Raw genomic sequence first — 20,400 nt, 5'->3', positions numbered from 1 at the left:
CAGGCCATTGCCACCGCCAGTTGCTCAAATGTTATCTGTGAGCGCCATCAAAATTATTGGTCAGACCAATTTCTATGAGCTAAATCATGTTTACCCCGTTTTACCCCTTAAGTGGTGGGGTTGGTTCTTGATTCAGATCATCTTTTGAGTGGACTTTTGAAAAGGCCTCTGCTAATTTTCGCCCCATCCATGAAATTGGTAATACCAATTTAACAAAGTAGCCTCATGCCCTATCGCAAGATTACGCAACCCAAGTTGGCCGACGCCATTGTCGCCGAGCTGGAACAGATGATTCTGGAAGGCAGTCTGCAGTCCGGGCAGAAATTGCTGCCCGAGCGGGAACTCGCCATCCAGTTTCAGGTATCGCGCCCCTCCCTGCGCGAAGCCATTCAGCGGCTGGAAGCGCGCGGGTTGCTTTATCGCCGTCAGGGCGGCGGCACGTATGTGCAGAATGCCTTGAACAAGGGGATCGCTGATCCGCTGTTTGAACTGCTCAGTACTCACCCGGAAGCCCAGTATGACCTGCTGGAGTTTCGTCACGCGCTGGAAGGCATCTGTGCCTACTATGCGGCGTTGCGCGGGACCGAGTCTGATTTCGAGCGCATTCGTCAGGTGCAAATCACCATCGAAGAGGCGGGCCAGCTGGGCTCGCTGGTGGCCGAGTCGGCAGCCGTTACCCAGTTTTATCTGGCGGTGGCGGAGGCGTCCCACAACGTAGTGCTGCTGCATCTGCTGCGGGCGATGGGCCCGATGCTTGAGCAGAACATTCTGCAAAATAACGAAATTTTGAATCGCCGCCCGGGAGTGGTAGCCAAGATCCGTCGCCATCGTGCGAATCTGATCGAGGCTATTCTTTCGGGGGCTCCGGAGCGGGCCAGAACTGCTTGTCATGAGCATCTGGCCTTTATCGAGGACACCTTGTTGGATATGCAGAGGGAAGAGACCCGGATCCAGCGATCCATGCGTCGGATCCGTCAGCAGGAAAACTAATCCCACAAGGCTTTATTGTCGAATGTTTGCGCCCTTCGCCGCGCAATGCCGTGCAATCACAACAAAATAGGAACCAGCCATGTCTGATATCCTGAAGAACGATGTGGACCCGATAGAAACGCTGGAGTGGCTTGCCTCTCTGGAATCCTTGCTGCGTGAAGAGGGTCCGCAACGCGCTCAGTTCATTCTTGAACAGCTTGCTGAGAAAGCCCGCGCAAGCGGTGTGGACGTGGCTGCCAAGGCAAATCGCGATTACATCAACACCATCCCGTCCAGCGATGAGCCGGACTACCCGGGCGACCTGGAGATGGAACGCCGCATTCGCGCCATCATCCGCTGGAACGCCATGATGATCGTGCTGCGCGCTTCCAAGAAAGATCTGGACCTCGGTGGTCACATGTCTTCCTTCGCCTCTTCTGCGACTATCTATGATGTCTGCTTCAACCACTTCTTCCGCGCTCGCAGCGAGAAGGATGGTGGTGACCTGGTCTATTTCCAGGGTCACATCTCCCCGGGCATCTATGCCCGCGCCTTTGCCGAAGGCCGTCTGACCGCAGAGCAGCTGGACAACTTCCGTCAGGAAGTGGATGGCAAGGGTATCCCTTCCTATCCGCACCCGAAACTGATGCCGGACTTCTGGCAGTTCCCGACCGTCTCTATGGGTCTGGGTCCTATCGCCGCCATCTATCAGGCGCGTTTCCTGAAGTACCTGACCGACCGTGGTCTCAAGGATTGCTCCGAGCAGACCGTTTACGCCTTCCTGGGTGACGGCGAGATGGACGAGCCGGAAGCCAAGGGTGCCCTGACCGTTGCCGTGCGTGAAAAGCTCGACAACCTGGTATTCGTGGTCAACTGCAACCTGCAGCGTCTGGATGGTCCTGTGGTCGGTAACGGCAAGGTGATCAACGAGCTGGAAGGTCTGTTTGCTGGCGCCGGTTGGGATGTCACCAAGGTGATCTGGGGTCGCAAGTGGGATGAGCTGCTGAAGAAAGATACTTCCGGCAAGCTGATCCAGCTGATGAACGAAACCGTGGATGGTGACTACCAGACCATGAAGTCCCGCGACGGTGGCTACATCCGCGAGAACTTCTTCAACCGTTACCCGGAAACTGCCGCGCTGGTCAAAGACATGACCGACGAGGAGATCTTTACCCTGAACCGCGGTGGTCACGATCCTCGCAAACTGTTCGCTGCGTTCAACAAGGCGACCCAGACCAAGGGCAAGCCGACCGTTATTCTGGCCAAGACCATCAAGGGTTATGGCATGGGTGAAGCGGCTGAAGGCAAGAACATCGCGCACCAGGTCAAGAAGATGGAGCTGGACTCCGTGCGTCACCTGCGTGACCGCTTCAACCTGCCGGTGGCCGACGAGCAGCTGGCCGATCTGCCTTACCTGAAGATCGAAGCCGGTTCTGCCGAGCACAAATACCTGCACGACCGTCGCACCGCCCTGAAAGGCTATGTGCCGACCCGTCTGCAGGAGAGCACCACCAAGCTGGAAATCCCTGCGCTGGAAACCTTCGGCCCGCTGCTGGGTGAGCAGGCGCGCGAAATCTCCACCACCATGGCGTTCGTGCGTTCCCTGAACGTGATGCTGAAAGACAAGTCTATCGGCAAGCGCATCGTACCGATCCTGGCTGACGAAGCCCGTACCTTTGGTATGGAAGGTCTGTTCCGCCAGATCGGTATCTACAGCCCGCACGGTCAGCAGTACACCCCGCAAGACCGTGACATCGTCTCCTACTACAAGGAAGACAAGCAGGGTCAGGTTCTGCAAGACGGTATCAACGAGCTGGGTGCCATGTCCTCCTGGCTGGCTGCTGCGACCTCTTACAGCACCAACGACTGCCCGATGATCCCGTTCTACATCTACTACTCCATGTTCGGCTTCCAGCGTGTCGGCGATATGGCGTGGGCAGCCGGGGACCAGCAAGCCCGTGGCTTCCTGCTGGGCGCGACCTCCGGTCGTACCACCCTCAACGGCGAAGGTCTGCAGCACGAAGATGGTCACAGCCACATCCTGGCCAACACCATCCCGAACTGCGTCTCCTACGATCCGTCCTACGCCTATGAAGTGGCGGTGATCGTACAAGACGGCCTGCGTCGCATGTACGGTGAGAAGCCGGAGAACGTCTTCTACTACATCACCACCCTGAACGAGAACTATGCGATGCCAGCCATGCCGCAAGGCGCGGAAGAAGGTATTCGCAAGGGTATCTACAAGCTGGAAACCGTTGCTGGCAGCAAGGGCAAGGTTCAACTGCTGGGTTGTGGCTCCATCCTCGGTCATGTGCGCACCGCCGCCCAGATCCTGGCCAGCGAGTACGGCGTGGGTTCCGACGTGTTCAGCGTCACCTCCTTCAACGAACTGGCCCGTGACGGTCAGGACGTGGATCGCTGGAACATGCTGCACCCGACCGCCGAGGCTCGCGTACCGTACATCGCTACCGTACTGGGTTCCGAAGCCACCATCGCTGCGACCGACTACATGAAGTCCTTCGCCGATCAGGTTCGCGCCTTCGTACCGACCGAGCACTACCGTGTGCTGGGTACCGACGGTTACGGCCGTTCCGACAGCCGCGCCAACCTGCGTCGTCACTTCGAAGTGAACGAATTCTACGTGGTGGTTGCTGCCCTGACCGAACTGGCCAAGCGCGGCGAGATCGACAAGCAGGTTGTGGCTGATGCCATCACCAAGTACGGCATCGATGCCGACAAGGTCAACCCGCTGTACGCGTAAGAGGATCAAGTGTCGCGCCGCACTGCGGCGCGACACTGTCTAGGTTTACAGTAAACGGTTAACGCGCGATACGCGTGAGGGCGGTCAGCCAGTCACGCGGATGCACGCAAGAGGATAAAGCACAATGTCCAAACAGATTATGGTGCCGGATATCGGCGCCGATGAAGTGGAAGTGACCGAGATCATGGTGGCCGTGGGCGATAAGGTCGAGCTCGACCAGTCCCTGATCGCTGTGGAAGGTGATAAAGCCTCCATGGAAGTCCCGGCTCCTGCCGCCGGTATCGTCAAAGAGATCCTGATCAAGGTGGGCGACAAGGTTGCCACCGGTTCCCAGATCATGATCTTCGAAGCAGAGGGCGCGGCTGCCGCTCCTGCTGCAGTTGCCGCCCCGGTTGCTGATGCACCGGCCGCCGCTCCTGCCGCTGCCGCGCGCAAAGATGTACACGTACCGGACATCGGTGATGACGAAGTCGAAGTGACCGAGATCATGATTGCCGTGGGCGACATGGTTGAAGCTGACCAGTCCATCATTGCGGTGGAAGGTGACAAGGCCTCCATGGAAGTCCCTGCGCCGTTCGCGGGCCGCGTGGTCGAGATCAAGGTGGCCACTGGCGCCAAGGTCTCTACCGGTTCTCTGGTAATGGTGTTTGAAGTGGCTGGCGCTGCGCCTGCTGCCGTTGCTGCTCCGGCTCAAGCCGCCGCTCCCGTGGCTGCTGCCCCGGTTGCCGCCGCTGCCAAAGAGGTCAACGTACCGGATATCGGTGGCGACGAAGTGGAAGTCACCGAGATCATGGTTGCCGTGGGTGACAAGGTTGAAGCTGACCAGTCCCTGATCGCCGTGGAAGGTGACAAGGCCTCCATGGAAGTGCCTGCGCCGTTCGCCGGTGTCATTAAAGAGATCAAGGTGAAGGCGGGTGACAAGGTCTCCACCGGTTCCCTGATCATGGTATTCGAAGTAGCTGGCGCTGCGCCTGCCGCCGCCCCGGTGGTACAAGCTGCCGCTCCGGTCGCTGTTGCACCAGTTGCCGCTGCTCCGGCACCGGTTGCCCAGGCTGCTGCCGCTACCGATTTCGTTGCCAACGATGCTTACGTGCATGCCTCTCCGGCGGTACGTCGTCTGGCCCGTGAGTTCGGTGTCAATCTGGCCAAGGTTAAAGGTTCAGGTCGCAAAGGCCGCATCGTCAAAGAAGACGTGCAAGCCTATGTGAAGGATGCCATCAAGCGCGCCGAATCCGCTCCGGCTGCTGGCACCGGCACTGGCAACGGCATGAGCGTTCTGCCGTGGCCGAAGGTCGATTTCAGCAAGTTCGGTGAAGTGGAAGAGGTCGAACTGACCCGGATCCAGAAGATCTCTGGTCCTGCCTTGCACCGCAACTGGGCCATGATCCCTCATGTCACCCAGTTCGACGAAGCTGATACCACCGAGCTGGAAGCGTTCCGCAAAGAGCAGAACCTGATGCTCGAGAAGCAGAAGTCGGACGTGAAGATCACCCCGCTGGTGTTCATCCTGAAAGCCGCCGCCAAGGCGCTGGAAGCGCACCCGCGTTTTTGCAGCTCCCTGTCTGAAGATGGCAGCCGGATTATCATGAAGAAGTACATCAACATCGGTGTGGCGGTGGATACCCCCAACGGTCTGGTGGTTCCGGTGGTGCGTGATGTCAACAAGAAGGGCATCATGGAGCTGTCGCGCGATCTGGCCGAGATCTCCAAGAAGGCCCGTGCCGGCAAGCTGACCGCTGCCGACATGCAGGGCGGTTGCTTCACCATCTCCAGCCTGGGTGGCATCGGCGGTACCAGCTTTACCCCAATCGTCAACGCGCCGGAAGTGGCTATCCTCGGTGTCTCCAAGTCCGAGATGAAGCCGAAGTGGAACGGTAAAGAGTTCGCGCCGCGCCTGATGCTGCCGCTGGCTCTGAGCTACGACCACCGCGTGATCGATGGTGCCGATGGTGCTCGCTTCATCACCACCATGAACGGCGTGCTGTCCGACATTCGTCGACTGGTCCTGTAAGTGAGAGGGCGGGCCCAGAGCCTGCCCTTTTTACTTCTCATTTCATTAACAGGATTGTAAACTTGCCCCGTTTTTTCACGGCCGCAGCCGCCCTCTTGTTTAAGTAAAAAGTAGGCTTGAGACTGCGCCGTCCGGGGATATAAGAACGACAAAGAGGTCATGATGAGTAAAGAAATCAAAACTCAGGTCGTAGTACTGGGTGCTGGCCCTGCCGGTTATTCCGCTGCTTTCCGCGCGGCTGACCTGGGTCTGGATACTGTTATCGTCGAGCGTTACTCCACCCTGGGTGGCGTCTGCCTGAACGTGGGTTGTATTCCCTCCAAGGCGCTGTTGCACGTTGCCAAAGTGATTGAAGAGGCCAAGGCGCTGGCCGAACACGGTATCATCTTCGGTGCCCCGCAAACCGACATCGACAAAGTCCGTCTGTGGAAAGAAAAAGTCATCAACCAGCTGACCGGCGGTCTGGCTGGCATGGCCAAGATGCGTAAAGTTCAGGTTGTTAACGGCTTTGGTAAATTTACCGGCCCGAATACCCTTGAAGTCACCGGGGAAGATGGCAAGACCACTGTCACCTTCGACAACGCCATCATCGCCGCCGGTTCCCGTCCGGTGAAGTTGCCGTTCATCCCCCATGATGACCCCCGCGTATGGGATTCTACCGATGCGCTGGAGCTGACAACCGTACCCGGTAAACTGCTGGTTATCGGTGGTGGCATCATAGGTCTGGAGATGGGTACCGTTTACTCCTCGCTGGGTTCCGAGATCGACGTAGTGGAATTTGCTGACCAGCTGGTACCGGCTGCCGACAAAGACATCGTCAAGATCTACACCAAGCGCGTGGCCAAGAAATTCAACATCATGCTGGAGACCAAGGTCACCGCAGTTGAAGCCCGTGAAGATGGCCTGTACGTATCTTACGAAGGCAAGCATGCCCCTGCCGAGCCGGTACGTTACGACAACGTGCTGGTTGCCGTAGGCCGTGTACCGAACGGCAAGCTGATGGATGCCGAGAAGGCCGGTGTGACCGTGACCGAGCGCGGTTTCATCGAGGTGGACAAGCAGCTGCGTACCAACGTGGCGCACATCCACGCCATCGGTGACATCGTTGGTCAGCCGATGCTGGCCCACAAAGGTGTGCACGAAGGCCACGTTGCCGCCGAAGTTATCGCCGGCAAGAAGCACTACTTCGACCCGAAAGTGATCCCGTCCATCGCCTATACCGAGCCAGAGATGGCGTGGGTCGGTGTGACCGAGAAGGAAGCCAAGCAACAAGGGCTGAACTTCGAAGTCGCCACCTTCCCGTGGGCTGCATCTGGTCGCGCCATTGCGTCTGATTGCTCCGACGGTATGACCAAGCTGATCTTCGACAAGGAGAGCGGCCGCGTCATCGGTGGTGCCATCGTCGGTACCAACGGCGGTGAACTGCTGGGTGAAATCGGTCTGGCCATCGAGATGGGGGCTGACGCCGAAGATATCGCGCTGACCATCCACGCTCACCCGACTCTGCACGAGTCTGTGGGTCTGGCTGCCGAAGTGTTCGAAGGCTCCATCACCGACCTGCCGAACGCCAAAGCCAAGAAGAAAAAGTAATTTTCTTCCCCCGCTTGCCTGAAAAAGCCGCTCAATCGAGCGGCTTTTTGTTTTCTCCGTAGCGCGCCGACTTTTCTAAAGCCAAATATGCTAAAGATAGGTTTTATCACGGACGAGAGATACCCAATGCTAGAGGCACCTATTCCACCCGATGAGGCATTGCGACTGGACACCCTGCGGCGCCTTTCTCTGCTTGATACCGAAGCAGAGGAGCGGTTTGACCGGCTGACCCGCATGGCCCGACGGGTGTTTGATGTCCCGATCGCGCTGGTGAGTCTGGTGGATGAAGATCGCCAGTGGTTTAAATCCTGTATCGGGCTGGAGGTCAGCGAGACTGCGCGGGATATTTCATTCTGCGGCCACGCCATCATGGGTAATGAGACCTTCATCGTACCCGATGCCTCCCTTGATCCCCGTTTTGCCGACAATCCGCTGGTGGTGGGTGGGCCTTGCATCCGCTTCTATGCCGGACAGCCACTGCAGATCGCCAACGGTTGCAAGCTGGGGACGCTCTGTATCATAGACACTGTGCCACGGGTCTTGAGTGACGAAGATGTGGGGCTGCTCAAGGATCTGGCGGCGATGGTGGTGCGGGAGCTCGAAGCGGTACAACTGGCCACCATTGATGAGTTGACCCGGATCTCCAATCGGCGCGGGTTCGTGATGCTGGCAGAGAAGAGTCTCTCACTGGCCAGTCGCTTGCAGATGCCACTGGCGTTGCTCTATCTGGATCTCAATGGTTTCAAGGGGATCAATGATCGGTGGGGCCATGCGGAAGGGGATCGGGCCCTGATCGTCTTTGCCACTCTGCTCAAACAGGCTTTTCGTGGTGCCGATGTGTTTGCCCGCATGGGCGGCGATGAGTTCGCCGTCCTGCTGCCCAATGTGGTGGAGGCACAGGCGCAGCTGGCTTATGAACGTTTCAACGCTATCTTGGCCGAGCATAATCGGCACAGTGGTTGCGGTTATGCGCTGGCCTGCAGTACCGGGATCGTCAGCTATGACGGGCGCAGTTGTGTATCGCTGGCCGAGCTGCTCACCCGCGCCGATGAGCTGATGTATCAGCGCAAGCGGGATAGCAAGCGCTGAGGGTTATACCGCAGGAGCAACCACGAGAAACAACAGAGAGCGCCACGGCGCTCTCTGTTGTTGATGGCTCAGGTCAGGGTGCGGGTCAGAGCCGGAAGTTGCCAACCAGTTTGTCCAGCTGGCCGGAGAGCTGCTGCAGGCTGCGGCTGGACTCGGTCAGCTGGTGGGCGATATCGGCGGTCTCCATGGTGAGCTGGTTGATATCCTCCACATTGCGGTTGATCTCGCCGACCACGCTGGACTGCTCCTCGGTGGCGGTGGCGACCTGGATATTCATGTCGTTGATCTGGGTGATGTGGGCGGTGATCTGGCCGAGGGCTGCGTTGGCTGCATCGGCCTGACTCACCACTTCCAGACTCTGGTTACGCCCTTGTGCCATGGCACTGACGGCGCGGGCACTCTGCTCCTGCAAGCGGTTGATCATCCCCTGGATCTCGGCGGTCGAGGCGGCGGAGCGGTTGGCCAGATTGCGTACCTCATCCGCCACCACGGCAAAACCGCGACCCTGTTCACCGGCGCGAGCAGCCTCGATGGCGGCGTTCAGTGCCAGCAGGTTGGTCTGCTCCGAGATGCTGCGGATGGTTTCGAGGATGCTGCCGATGGAGTCGGTCTGGCTTGCCAGCGACTCGATAACCCCTGCCACCTGCTCAATATCGCCGGAGAGCCCGACGATGCCGTGGCGCGCCTGCGCCACCACTACCGCCCCCGCATCGGCCTGATCGTTGGCCTGTTTGGCAACGTCCGCTGCCAGCGAGGCGTTACCGGCGATCTCGCTCACCGTGGCCCCCATCTCGTGGATGGCGGTGGCCACCTGCACGGTGCGGTCGCGCTGGGCGGTACAGTTGTGCTGGGTCAGCTGCGCCTTGTTGGCCACCTCGTTGGCGGTGTCGGCGAGCTGGCGGGAGTTCTCTGCCACCTGCTCGATGGAGGCGTGGATCTTGGCGACGAAGTTGTTGAAGCCGGTGGCGACCTGACTCAGCTCGTCACGACCTTCCACCTTGAGGCGCTGTGTGAGATCCCCATCGCCGCTGCCCAGCTCCTTGAACAGGCGGGCCAGCTCGTTGAGCGGACGACTGACCGAGCCTGCCAGCAGCATCCCCATCAGCCCCATGACCAGCGCAATCACCAGCGAGATCATCAGGATCTCGTTGCGGGTCTGATCCAGCTCGGCATAGATCTCGGCTTGTGGCACCTGGGCCACCAGATACCAGTCGAGCAGCGGGATATAGCTGCTGGCCAGTACCATGGGCTCGCCGTTCACCTCGGCGTTGATGACGGCAAAAGGTTGTTTGGCCAGCAGGCTGCCGGTATCACCGCTGGCAATGCTGCCAAGGGTATCGCGTTCGATGCGGTTAGCCTCGGGGTGCAGCTTCACCTTGCCGCTGCCATCGACCATAAAGACGATGCCGCTCTCTTCCAGCCGGAAGTTGGCGACCATGGTCACCATGCTGTCGAGGGATTTGGCAAAGCCGGCCAGTCCACGACCGTTGAGCTGCTGGAAGTTGACGAACAGCTTCACCTCGCCGTTGCTCTCGCGAAAGATGCTGAGGGTCATCTCCTTCTGGCTCTTGGTGTAGTCATAGAACCAGCCATCCTGCGTTGGGGTCAGGTTGCGCAGGAAGCCATCCTGGTTGTAGTAGGCGGCACTCTGGCGATCGGCGAAAGAGGCGGTCACCAGACCATACTGGTTGGCCACATCCTTGAGCTGGTTGATGAGGATGGGCTCCTGCTCTTTGGGCATGCCCCGATCTACCCAGTCGAGGATGAAGCGGTCGGTGGCCAGTTGGCGGGCGGCCTGGGCTATGCCGTGGAGATCCTGTTCAATCTCCTTGCTGATCCGCTGGGTCAGGTTGGGCAGCTCCTGCTCGAACATCCGGTTTTCGATCAGTTGCTGGGCCGAGCGTTGACTGAAGTAGCCTACCAGCAGGCAGGAGACGACCACGGCCAGGGTGACTGTAGCCAGTATTTTCTGTTTAAGAGTGAGGGTTGCCAGCATAAACGCGCTCAAAAGGTGGAGGGTTGACGACCCTCATATTAGCGGCAGCGCTGCACCGTCCATGAGGCAGGCAGCCCTTTATTTGCGGATTACGTTTGCGCTCACAGGGGCGGCGGCTCGCCCCTCCGGCATGCAGGCTGCGCAGGATGCGGATTGGCGGTTGCGCTAACCGCCACGCTCCTTATAGTAGAAGCCATCTTTGGTGACTGACCCCCTGAATAATATGGAAAATATGATGCGCAGCTTTGGTGCGGGATGGACCCGTCTGCTTTTGGTGTTGGTGGCGCTCAGCCCTCTGCTGGCTCAAGCCGCTGATGGTGGACGTCCCAAGATTGCTCTGGTGCTCAGCGGCGGCGGCGCCAAGGGTTCGGCCCATATCGGCATCCTCAAGGTGCTGGAGCAAAAGCGTATTCCGGTCGACATCATAGTGGGTACCAGCATGGGATCCTACGTGGCGGGCATGTACGCCATGGGGCTCAGCGCCGAAGAGGTGGAGCGCGCCACCTTGGCCATTGACTGGAACAAGGGCTATCAGGACAAAGTTGGCCGCGATGAGCTCTCTTTGCGCAAGAAGCAGCAAAACGAACAGTATCAGCTGCGTACCGATATTGGGGTCAATGGCGATGCAGTGCAGTTAGCGGATGGCTTCTTTCAGGGCCAATCCATGGCCAGTCTGCTGCGGGGGGCGACCTCCAACCTGCCGGTGCAGCACAGTTTTGATGACCTGCCGATCCCCTATCGGGCGGTAGCGACCGACATGGAGACGGTCACCCCCTTTGTGCTGGGGAGCGGTAGCCTCGCCAAGGCGATGCAGGCCTCCATGTCCATCCCGGGGGCGCTCAAGCCCGTCGATTGGGAAGGGCATATTCTGGCGGACGGCGGCAGTGTCAACAACATGCCGGTGGATGTCGCCAAGGCGATGGGGGCCGATGTGGTGATCGCGGTGGATATCAGCGCCAAGCTGCGCACCCGGGAGTCCCTCAAGTCTGGTCTGGCGATGATCGATCAGCTCACCACCTACATGACCCAGGTGGGCACTGAAAAACAGAAAGCGCTGCTGGGGCCTAAGGATATTCTGCTAGTCCCCGAGTTTGGTGGCATGGGGATCGCCGATTTCGCCCGCATGCCGGAGGGGATCAAGATGGGGGAGGCGGTCGCCGAAAAGGCAGCGCTGCAGCTCGATAAGCTGTCCCTCAGCAAGGAGCAGTACGCCGCCTATCGCAACCAGAAATTGAGCCGTCGTGCCGAGCGCAGTGGTCAGCCTGCTTACTTCATCGACAAGGTGGAGATCATCAACAAGTCGCGCCTCTCTGATGAGACAGTCCGCGCCATGCTCAAAGTGCGGCCGGACAAGGTGCAGACCAACGAGAGTCTGGAGGCGGGTATTCGTCGCCTCTATGCATTGGAGTCGTTTGATCGCATCACCTATGAGGTGGAAGAGCGCGATGGGGAGAATGTGCTGGTGGTGGATGCCAGCGAGAAGAACTGGGGGCCGGGTTACCTCAACTTTCAGTTTGGCTTCACCGATGACTTCGAGAATACCTCCAACTACAACGTTGGCATGTCCTACACCCTCACCAACGTCAATGATTGGGGGGCCGAGTGGCTGACCGAGGCATCGCTGGGCACCGCCAAGCACCTCAAGACCAACTTCTATACTCCGCTTGAGCCTTCCCAGACCTTCTATGGCGAGGCCAGTCTGGCCTATGACCAGACACAGCGCCGGCTGTTCTTCCCCGACCCTGACCCCTCGTCAGTGCAGCTCAGTTATCTCGACTCTGAATACTCTTTCTTCAGCACTAATGTCGCTGTTGGCTGGAATCGCCAGCCATGGAGCCGCTTGTCGATGGGGCTGGAGGGGCAGACTGGCAAAATCGATGTGAAAAATATCAATGACCTGGAGGTGGATGCCAATGCATGGGGGCCTTATGCCCGTTTCGAGCACGATACCCTCGATAGTCTCTACTTCCCTTACCAAGGGGTTAAGTGGGATATGAAGCTGGGCTACTCCCACGTCGATCTGGATGGGGACCCCTCCGAGAGCTCCCGCAGTGAGGGGTGGAACTATCACTTGTCGATGATCAAACCCTGGTCCTGGGACCGCCATAGTCTCAACCTTATCCTCGAAGGGGGCGGCTCAGGCAGTGAAGAGGTGGTGCCGCTGCACATTCAGGATCTGGGGGGGCTGTTCCGCCTATCCGGTTTCCAGCGCTACCAACTGAGTGGCCGCTACAGCCTGTTTGGCGGCTTGCGTTACATCTATCGGGTGGCAGACAACGACTTCGGCGCGCTCAAGGTGCCGCTCTATCTGGGTGGATCCATCGAGCAGGGGGGGTCTGGAACAAGGGTGAGGATATCAGCCTGGAGAGCTCGTTTACGGCTGGCTCTGTCTATGTGGGAGTCGAGAGCTTCCTTGGCCCCATCTTCCTTGGCTACGGCATGGCGGAGGGGGGCAATGATGTCTTCTATCTGCAATTGGGCAGTACGTTCGAATAATGCCAAATTGCTGCCAATTTGTTAACTCTGGTTGGTGGTGGGCAGTAATTTTTCAAAAAATATCAGGCTGGTTAGTTGGTTACGTTTTTGTGATGAATAAGTAAACAGGGTTTGGATTTTAATTAGTCGTTAAAACTTATATAGTGGGGAGCACCCTACGGGGTGTCCTGCAAGGACGATCGCCGCGAGCGTGGGCGAACCCCAAAAAAAGACCAAAGAGGAATTAGTCGTGCTTGAAACATACCGTAAACACGTCGCAGAACGTGCTGCCGAGGGCGTGGTCGCCAAGCCTCTGGATGCAGAGCAAGTCGCCGCCCTGGTAACGCTTCTCAAGAACCCGCCCGCTGGCGAACAAGACTTTCTCAAAGAGCTGTTGTCCTCCCGCATTCCACCCGGAGTTGATGAAGCTGCCTATGTTAAAGCCGGTTTTCTCACCGCCGTCGCCAAGAGCGAAGCCCACTCTCCGATCCTGACTGCGGCAGAAGCCGTTGCCCTGCTCGGTACCATGCAGGGTGGTTACAACATTCAACCGCTGATCGATCTGCTGGATCATGCCACGCTGGCGCCGCTGGCCGCCAAGGGGCTCTCCCATACCCTGCTGATGTTTGACTCCTTCCACGACGTGGAAGAGAAGGCCAAGGCGGGCAATGCCCACGCCAAGCAGGTGATGCAATCCTGGGCTGATGCGCAGTGGTTCCTCTCTCGCCCGGAACTGGCCGAGAAGATCACCGTCACCGTGTTCAAGGTGACCGGCGAAACCAACACTGACGACCTCTCTCCGGCACCGGATGCCTGGTCCCGCCCGGACATTCCGCTGCACGCCCTGGCGATGCTGAAAAACGCCCGTCCCGGCATCACCCCCGACAAAGATGGTGCCGTCGGCCCCATCAAGACCATCGATGCCCTGAAAGAGAAAGGCTTCCCGCTGGCCTATGTGGGTGACGTGGTCGGTACCGGTTCTTCCCGTAAATCCGCCACCAACTCGGTGCTCTGGTTTATGGGCGACGACATTCCGTTCGTGCCGAACAAGCGCGCTGGCGGTGTCTGTCTGGGTGGCAAGATTGCCCCGATCTTCTTCAACACCATGGAAGATGCCGGCGCCCTGCCCATCGAAGTGGATGTCTCCAAGCTGGAGATGGGCGATGTGATCGACATCTACCCCTTTGCCGGCAAGATCTGCAAGCACGGTACCGAGCAGGTGCTGGCGCAGTTTGAACTGAAAACCGAGGTGCTGATCGACGAAGTGCGCGCCGGTGGCCGTATCCCGCTGATCATCGGTCGTGGTCTGACCGACAAGGCTCGCGAAGCCTTGGGTCTGCCATTTTCCACCGTATTCCGTCGCCCGCAGCCGGTGGCCGATACCGGCAAAGGCTTCACCCTGGCCCAGAAGATGGTGGGCAAGGCGTGTGGCGTGCAGGGCATTCGCCCGGGCACCTACTGCGAGCCCAAGATGACCACGGTCGGCTCTCAGGACACCACGGGCCCGATGACCCGCGATGAGCTGAAAGATCTGGCCTGCCTCGGCTTCTCCGCCGATCTGACCATGCAGTCCTTCTGCCACACCGCGGCCTATCCCAAGCCTATCGACGTGCAGACTCACCACACCCTGCCGGACTTCATCATGAACCGCGGCGGTGTGAGCTTGCGTCCGGGTGACGGCGTCATCCACTCCTGGCTGAACCGCATGCTGCTGCCGGATACCGTGGGTACCGGTGGTGACTCCCACACCCGTTTCCCCATCGGAATCTCCTTCCCGGCGGGCTCCGGTCTGGTGGCGTTCGCTGCCGCTACCGGCGTGATGCCGCTGGATATGCCGGAATCGGTACTGGTGCGCTTCAAGGGCGAGCTGCAACCGGGCATCACCCTGCGTGATCTGGTTCATGCCATCCCCTACGCCGCCATCCAGAAAGGGCTGCTGACCGTCGAGAAAGCGGGCAAGAAGAACATCTTCTCCGGCCGCATCCTCGAAATCGAAGGTCTGCCGACTCTCAAGGTAGAGCAGGCATTCGAGCTGGCCGATGCCAGCGCCGAGCGCTCTGCCGCCGGTTGCACCATCAAGCTGGATCAGGCTCCGATCATCGAGTACCTGAAGTCCAACATCGTGATGCTGAAATGGATGCTATCCGAAGGCTACGGCGACCCGCGTACCATTACCCGCCGCATCAAGGGGATGGAAGAGTGGCTGGCCAACCCTGTGCTGATGGAAGCGGACAAGGATGCCGAGTACAGCGAAATCATCGAGATCGATCTGGCCACCATCAAGGAGCCAATCCTCTGCGCGCCGAACGATCCGGACGATGCCCGTCTGCTCAGTAGTGTTGCTGGCGACAAGATCGACGAGGTATTCCTCGGTTCCTGTATGACCAACATCGGCCACTTCCGTGCCGCTGGCAAACTGCTCGAGAAGTATCAGGGCGAACTGCCGACCCGTATGTGGATTGCCCCGCCCACCAAGATGGACAAGGATCAGCTGACCGAAGAGGGCTACTACGGCATTTTCGGTCGTGTCGGAGCCCGCATCGAGATACCGGGCTGCTCGCTGTGCATGGGCAACCAGGCGCGGGTAGCGGAAGGGGCCACAGTGGTCTCTACCTCCACCCGTAACTTCCCGAACCGTTTGGGTAAAGGTGCCAACGTCTACCTGGCCTCTGCGGAGCTGGCAGCAGTTGCCGCCATCCTCGGTAAGATCCCGACCGTGGCGGAGTACCTGCAGTACGCCAAGGCGCTGGATGCCACTGCGGCAGATACTTACCGCTACCTCAACTTCAACGAGATCGCCTCCTACACCAAGAAGGCCGATGCGGTGATCCTGCAGCAAGCCGTTTAACGGAGTTCTTGCGCGATTTACGCGATAAGAAGTCAATAATGCCGCGTATTTACGCGGCATTATTTATTTGTGTGTTATTTGTCGTCTTTCTTGAGAGGGACTTACAGGTTCCTGCTCGAGAAGGTCAATCACCTGTTTTGTGGTTCGTTTTATAAACACTTTGCGTTATTTTGTTAGGTTATGAGCGGTAATGATGGGGCATCGTTATCGAGGGGAAAGTGGATATCTGTTCACTGGGTGCTTGCTTTGGGCAGGCCTGACGAATTGCGGCGTGGTTCATTATGTTTCTGTTCAGGCTAGATCTCTCCCAAACCCGGTTACGTTTCGGTGCCACCTTGCTGGTGTTTGCCCTGCCACTGTTGGCGGGGAGCTGGATCATCAACAGCAATTATGTTCAGGATTTGAAAGCGGACTCCAGCGCCTCGGCCCACAAGGCCAGAGCCCTGCTGGAGGCAATGCTGGATCATGCGGAGCAGGCCAATCGGGAGGTATTGCCGCTGGTCAAAGCCCCTTGCGCCGAGAATAAGTTAGTCCTGCGGACCAAGGTTGCGCTCGAGCCCTTCTTGCGTTCGGTCAATCTGGTTCGCGATGGCATCATCAACTGCACCTCGCTGTTTGGTGAGGCCAATGATGCTGACGACGGCTCCATCTATACCGGGCGCAAGCTGCTGCTGATGAGTGGCAATCGGGTGCGGCAGAATCACCCGCTGCTGGTGGTGCGCACCGAGCAGGGCAGGGATGCGGCCTTGAGTGCCATCGACAGCACCCAGCTCAGTTTTATGCTCTCCCTGAGTGGCCAATCCAGCGAGCTGTTTTTGCAGGTAGGGTCGGCCCGCCTTGATGAGTCGGGCCGCTATCTGAGTGACCCGCCCAAACTGCACCGCAGCACCGGCTTGGCGTTAAGCTCATCGCACTATCCCTTCACCATTCATGCCGGTTACTCCCTACCGCGTTACTGGCAGTCGGTGTGGGAGGCACGGCGTATGGCGTTGTTGTGGCTGGGGGTGTCTTCTTTCTTGTTGTCTTGGTCTGTGTGGTGGATTCTGGGGCGTCCCGGCTCACCAAGTGACGAGCTGCGCCGAGCCCTGCGGGCCAGGGAGTTTGTCCCCTATCTGCAACCGCTGGTTGCCAGTAATGGCGGCCGTATGACAGGGGCAGAGGTACTGATGCGCTGGCAACATGCGACCGAGGGAATGATCCGCCCCGATCTGTTTATCCCGCAAGCGGAAGAGTCGGGGTTGATCGTTCCCATGACCAACCAGATCATGCACCGCGTGGCGAGTCAGTTAAGCCGGGTACAGGAGCAACTGCCTGACGGTTTTCATCTCAGCTTCAACATCAGCGCCGCCCATTGCCACGACTTTGCCCTGCTGGCCGAGTGTCGCGCTTTCCTCGGCCACTTCGTCCCCGGCAAGGTGGTACTGGTGCTGGAGCTGACCGAGCGGGAGCTGCTGATGTCAGATCCCCAGACCCTCTCCCTGTTCCGCCAGCTGGACGAGATGGGGGTCAAACTCGCCATCGACGACTTTGGCACCGGCCACTCCAGCCTGGCTTACCTGCAGCAGTTTCATGTGGATTACCTCAAGATCGACAAATCCTTTATCGCCCGCATCGGTACCGAGTCGCTCTCGGAACATATCGTGGACAATGTGATCGATCTGGCGACCCGGCTCGGTCTGGCGCTGGTGGCGGAAGGGGTGGAGAGCGAGCGTCAGGCGGATTATCTTAGGGCCAAGGGGGTCGACTATCTGCAGGGCTACCTGTTCGCCCGTCCCATGCCGCTGCGCCAGTTCTGCGAGGAGCTGCTGCCAGAAGAGGCACAGACCCGGCAGCCAGATGGGGTGCGGAGCATCCCGAACGCGACCTGATCTATCGGTGACAGATGTGCGGCAAAGCTCCCGTCAGTAAGGGTGGGGGAGTGCTCTCTCCCTATCCCTCCTCGAGTGCAGGGGCTTGTTTTCCATGCCTTGTGGCTCGCTTTTCGGTAGAATCGGCGCTCATTTTGACGTCAGTAAAAGATGAGGCGCGGTATGACGGTTCAGTTCCAGGCATTTCACAGCATCAAGGCGATCGGTAATCGGGAGGTGCTGTTCAACTGGTCGAGAACCAATCCCCTCGGGGCGCTGGATCAGGTGTGGCGCCCGAAAACCCGCGACCAGCTGCAAGCGCTGCTGCGGGAACACCCCGAGCGCAAGTTGCGCCTTATCGGCTCCGGCCTCTCTTTCGAACCCATTCACAGCGTCTATGCCGAGGGCAGTCAGGCGCTACTGGTGGACTTGCACCACCTGCGCGGCCAGTTGGCGCAGACCGCAGATACCGTGACCTATCAGGCGGGGACGCCGCTCGATACCGTCTATGCCGAGTTGATCGCCATGGAGCGGATGCTGCCCGCATCCCCCGGTGTCATCGGCATCCAGACCCTGGGCGGTGCGCTCAGCACCGGCACCCACGGTCAGGGGCTGCACCAGTCAGCCCTCTGCGATGCGGTGGAGGCCATGACTGTGATGCTGGCCAGTGGCGAGATCGTCCGGGTCGATCGCACTGACCCGCGCTTCGGCGCCTTCGTGATGGGGATGGGGATGCTCGGCATCCTGCTCGACGTCACCCTGCGCACCGTGCCCAACCGCATCATGCGCTGCACCAAGTTCACTACCGACTATCCCTTCCTGCTGGAACACAACGAGCGGCTCAACCGCGAGCACGGCTTTGTGAAGAGCTGGTGGTTCGCCTGGACCGGCGAGAGTCACATCTGGCTGGTGGATCCCGCCTCCGATGACGAGGTGGCCCGCTACCGGGCTGGCGGCAGCGAGCCGCTGCTGCTGGAGGGCGATATCGACGCCCGCATGAATGCCACCATTGATGCCACCTTGCAGAAGATGGCGAAAGACACCAAGGATGAGGCGCTGGCGGGGGAGCACTTCGAGACGGTGCGCCGCTTCAAGGATGCCTCCGATCTGGTGGGCAACGTTTACCAGATCCTCTGCAAGGGGATCCCGGCACCCCAGATCAACTGCGAGGTGGCGGTACCGCTTCATCGCATGAACGAGGCGCTGGAGACCCTGCAAGCGTGGCAGCAGGCCAACCCGGGCGTGTTGCACTACCCCTTTATCCTGCGTTGCACCGGCCCTTCCGAGGCCTGGCTCAGTGCCGCTTATGGCCAGCCGGTCTGCTGGATCGGATTTCTGGTCTATCTGGCGGCGGACGGCACCTTCGTCAACGGCTCCATGGAGCAGATGCGCGAGCTGCAGCAACTGCTGGCGCCGCTTGGCGGCATCCCCCACTTTGGCAAGCATCTGGCGATGGACCTCTATGACTTCCCGGCCCTGCTGCCGCGCTGGAACGACTTTGTGGCGTTGAAAGCCGAGCTCGACCCCCACGGCCGCTTTGAAAACCGCTGGCTCAGCGACCTGTTTGCCAACCGGTAAGGATCTGACATGACCGAGATGCAAGATACCCGCGTACTCATCACCCTGCCGAACCGAGGGGAATCATCGATATGACCGATATGCAAGACACCAGGATCCCCGTAACCCTGCTGACCGGCTTTCTCGGCAGCGGCAAGACCACCTTGCTCAACCACTGGGTCAAGCAGCCTGAGCTCGGCGAGTGCGCCGTGCTGATCAACGAGTTCGGCTCGGTGGGGCTGGATCACCATCTGGTGCAGCAGGTGGACGAGCAGGTGATGCTGCTCGACTCCGGCTGCATTTGCTGCTCGGTGCAGGGCTCTCTGGTGGAGGCGCTGCAGGGGCTGTTTATGAAGGCCATCCAGCGCAAGATCAAACCGTTCAAGCGGCTGATTATCGAGACCACCGGGCTGGCCGATCCGGCCCCCGTGCTCTTTACCCTGCGCGAAGAGGGCTTTATCGCCCAGCGCTACCGCTTTGATGGCACCGTCACCGTGGTGGATACCGGTCATATCGAGCAGCAGTTGGCGGTCCAGTATGAGGCGGTGAAGCAGGTGGCGCTGGCGGACCTGCTGGTGGTGAGCAAGGGGGATCTGGTGGACGGCGAGCAGCTGGCCCGGGTCGAAACCCAGCTGGCGGCCCTCAACCCGGCGGCCCCCATCGAGCGGGTGACCAATGGCGAACTGTCGCCAGCGGTGCTGGAGAAGCTTGGCGCCTACAACGAGGCTGCCGGGCGCGACGTGCGCCAGCTGCTGGCCTGGCTGCGCACTGAATCTCCGAAGCAGGGACTAGCTTCGCCGATGCAGCCAAAGATGCAGCCGTTCGCTGCCAAGGTGGGCACCGCGGCGCCCACCCACTTCGAGCACGGCAATATCGAAAGTTTCTCCCTGCGTATCGGCGAGCCGCTCAAGCCCTCTCGCCTGCTGGCTGCCATCGATGCGGTGCAGGCCCAATATGGCGATGCCCTGCTGCGGCTCAAGGGGATCTTGCAGCTGGAAGGGGAGAGTCAGCCGGTGGTGATCCACGGCGTCCACGGTCAGCTCTATCCGCTGCAGGCATTGGGAGACTGGCCGGAGGGCAAGGCCCAGTCCCGGCTGGTGTTTATCGTGAAAAGTCAGGACAAGGAGGGAATAGAGCGTCTCTTTATGGAGACCCTCAAGGCCCCCGAGCCCACCCTGGAAGAGCGGCTCAAAGCCATGCTCGGCCAACCGGACGCCTGACAGGCCAACGTGACCCGCCCCGTTGCAACCCAACGAG

Annotated in this window: 10 protein-coding genes and 1 pseudogene; 10 read left to right on the top strand and 1 reads right to left on the bottom strand. The window is 59.5% G+C overall.

The window, feature by feature from the left end:
* Nucleotides 1-225 precede the first annotated feature (225 nt).
* The 5 genes from pdhR to CK911_RS14750 all read left to right on the top strand — a co-directional run bounded on the left by pdhR (nucleotide 226) and on the right by CK911_RS14750 (nucleotide 8,420).
* Nucleotides 226-990, top strand: a complete 765-nt coding sequence (gene pdhR, locus CK911_RS14770) for a pyruvate dehydrogenase complex transcriptional repressor PdhR (protein ID WP_042019553.1) — start codon at nucleotides 226-228, stop codon at nucleotides 988-990.
* Between the two features lie 79 nt (nucleotides 991-1,069).
* Complete coding sequence (gene aceE / locus CK911_RS14765; RefSeq protein WP_042019551.1) at nucleotides 1,070-3,730, top strand: pyruvate dehydrogenase (acetyl-transferring), homodimeric type; 2,661 nt, start codon at nucleotides 1,070-1,072, stop codon at nucleotides 3,728-3,730.
* A gap of 124 nt (nucleotides 3,731-3,854) precedes the next feature.
* Nucleotides 3,855-5,741, top strand: coding sequence for a pyruvate dehydrogenase complex dihydrolipoyllysine-residue acetyltransferase (gene aceF, locus CK911_RS14760; protein ID WP_098970875.1), 1,887 nt, complete (start codon nucleotides 3,855-3,857; stop codon nucleotides 5,739-5,741).
* Between the two features lie 162 nt (nucleotides 5,742-5,903).
* On the top strand, nucleotides 5,904-7,331 hold the full coding sequence (gene lpdA / locus CK911_RS14755) for a dihydrolipoyl dehydrogenase (RefSeq protein ID WP_042019549.1): 1,428 nt from the start codon (nucleotides 5,904-5,906) through the stop codon (nucleotides 7,329-7,331).
* 126 nt (nucleotides 7,332-7,457) lie between these two features.
* A complete protein-coding gene (locus CK911_RS14750; protein WP_098970873.1) occupies nucleotides 7,458-8,420 on the top strand; it encodes a diguanylate cyclase in 963 nt (320 codons plus the stop codon).
* An 85-nt stretch (nucleotides 8,421-8,505) separates the two neighbouring features.
* On the opposite strand, the gene CK911_RS14745 is transcribed toward CK911_RS14750, so the two are convergent.
* Complete coding sequence (locus tag CK911_RS14745; protein WP_068978952.1) at nucleotides 8,506-10,416, bottom strand: methyl-accepting chemotaxis protein; 1,911 nt, start codon at nucleotides 10,414-10,416, stop codon at nucleotides 8,506-8,508.
* Nucleotides 10,417-10,651: 235 nt separating this feature from the next.
* Between CK911_RS14745 and CK911_RS14740 the strand changes: the two are divergent.
* The 5 genes and pseudogenes from CK911_RS14740 to CK911_RS14720 all read left to right on the top strand — a co-directional run bounded on the left by CK911_RS14740 (nucleotide 10,652) and on the right by CK911_RS14720 (nucleotide 20,363).
* Nucleotides 10,652-12,912 (top strand): annotated as a pseudogene (locus tag CK911_RS14740) (patatin-like phospholipase family protein).
* A gap of 229 nt (nucleotides 12,913-13,141) precedes the next feature.
* Nucleotides 13,142-15,739: a bifunctional aconitate hydratase 2/2-methylisocitrate dehydratase gene (acnB, locus tag CK911_RS14735; RefSeq protein WP_098972699.1), complete on the top strand. Its 2,598-nt coding sequence runs from the start codon at nucleotides 13,142-13,144 to the stop codon at nucleotides 15,737-15,739.
* Between the two features lie 281 nt (nucleotides 15,740-16,020).
* Complete coding sequence (locus tag CK911_RS14730; RefSeq protein ID WP_098970871.1) at nucleotides 16,021-17,607, top strand: EAL domain-containing protein; 1,587 nt, start codon at nucleotides 16,021-16,023, stop codon at nucleotides 17,605-17,607.
* Between the two features lie 162 nt (nucleotides 17,608-17,769).
* Complete coding sequence (locus tag CK911_RS14725; RefSeq protein WP_098970869.1) at nucleotides 17,770-19,164, top strand: D-arabinono-1,4-lactone oxidase; 1,395 nt, start codon at nucleotides 17,770-17,772, stop codon at nucleotides 19,162-19,164.
* Nucleotides 19,165-19,235: 71 nt separating this feature from the next.
* Entirely contained in the window at nucleotides 19,236-20,363 is a 1,128-nt protein-coding gene (locus CK911_RS14720; protein ID WP_172954026.1) for a GTP-binding protein, read from the top strand.
* Nucleotides 20,364-20,400: the final 37 nt, after the last annotated feature.

It is taken from the genome of Aeromonas sp. CU5, assembly GCF_002586745.1.
Classification (GTDB): domain Bacteria; phylum Pseudomonadota; class Gammaproteobacteria; order Enterobacterales; family Aeromonadaceae; genus Aeromonas; species Aeromonas sobria.
This window is presented reverse-complemented; position numbering and strand designations above follow the sequence as displayed.

Excerpts from the sequence above, each read along its gene's own strand:
- pdhR (WP_042019553.1), top strand. The coding sequence starts at position 226 with ATGCCCTATCGCAAGATTACGCAACCCAAGTTGGCCGACGCCATTGTC.
- aceE (WP_042019551.1), top strand. The coding sequence starts at position 1,070 with ATGTCTGATATCCTGAAGAACGATGTGGACCCGATAGAAACGCTGGAG.
- aceF (WP_098970875.1), top strand. The coding sequence starts at position 3,855 with ATGTCCAAACAGATTATGGTGCCGGATATCGGCGCCGATGAAGTGGAA.
- lpdA (WP_042019549.1), top strand. The coding sequence starts at position 5,904 with ATGAGTAAAGAAATCAAAACTCAGGTCGTAGTACTGGGTGCTGGCCCT.
- CK911_RS14750 (WP_098970873.1), top strand. The coding sequence starts at position 7,458 with ATGCTAGAGGCACCTATTCCACCCGATGAGGCATTGCGACTGGACACC.
- CK911_RS14745 (WP_068978952.1), bottom strand. The coding sequence starts at position 10,416 with ATGCTGGCAACCCTCACTCTTAAACAGAAAATACTGGCTACAGTCACC.
- CK911_RS14730 (WP_098970871.1), top strand. The coding sequence starts at position 16,021 with ATGTTTCTGTTCAGGCTAGATCTCTCCCAAACCCGGTTACGTTTCGGT.
- CK911_RS14725 (WP_098970869.1), top strand. The coding sequence starts at position 17,770 with ATGACGGTTCAGTTCCAGGCATTTCACAGCATCAAGGCGATCGGTAAT.
- CK911_RS14720 (WP_172954026.1), top strand. The coding sequence starts at position 19,236 with ATGACCGATATGCAAGACACCAGGATCCCCGTAACCCTGCTGACCGGC.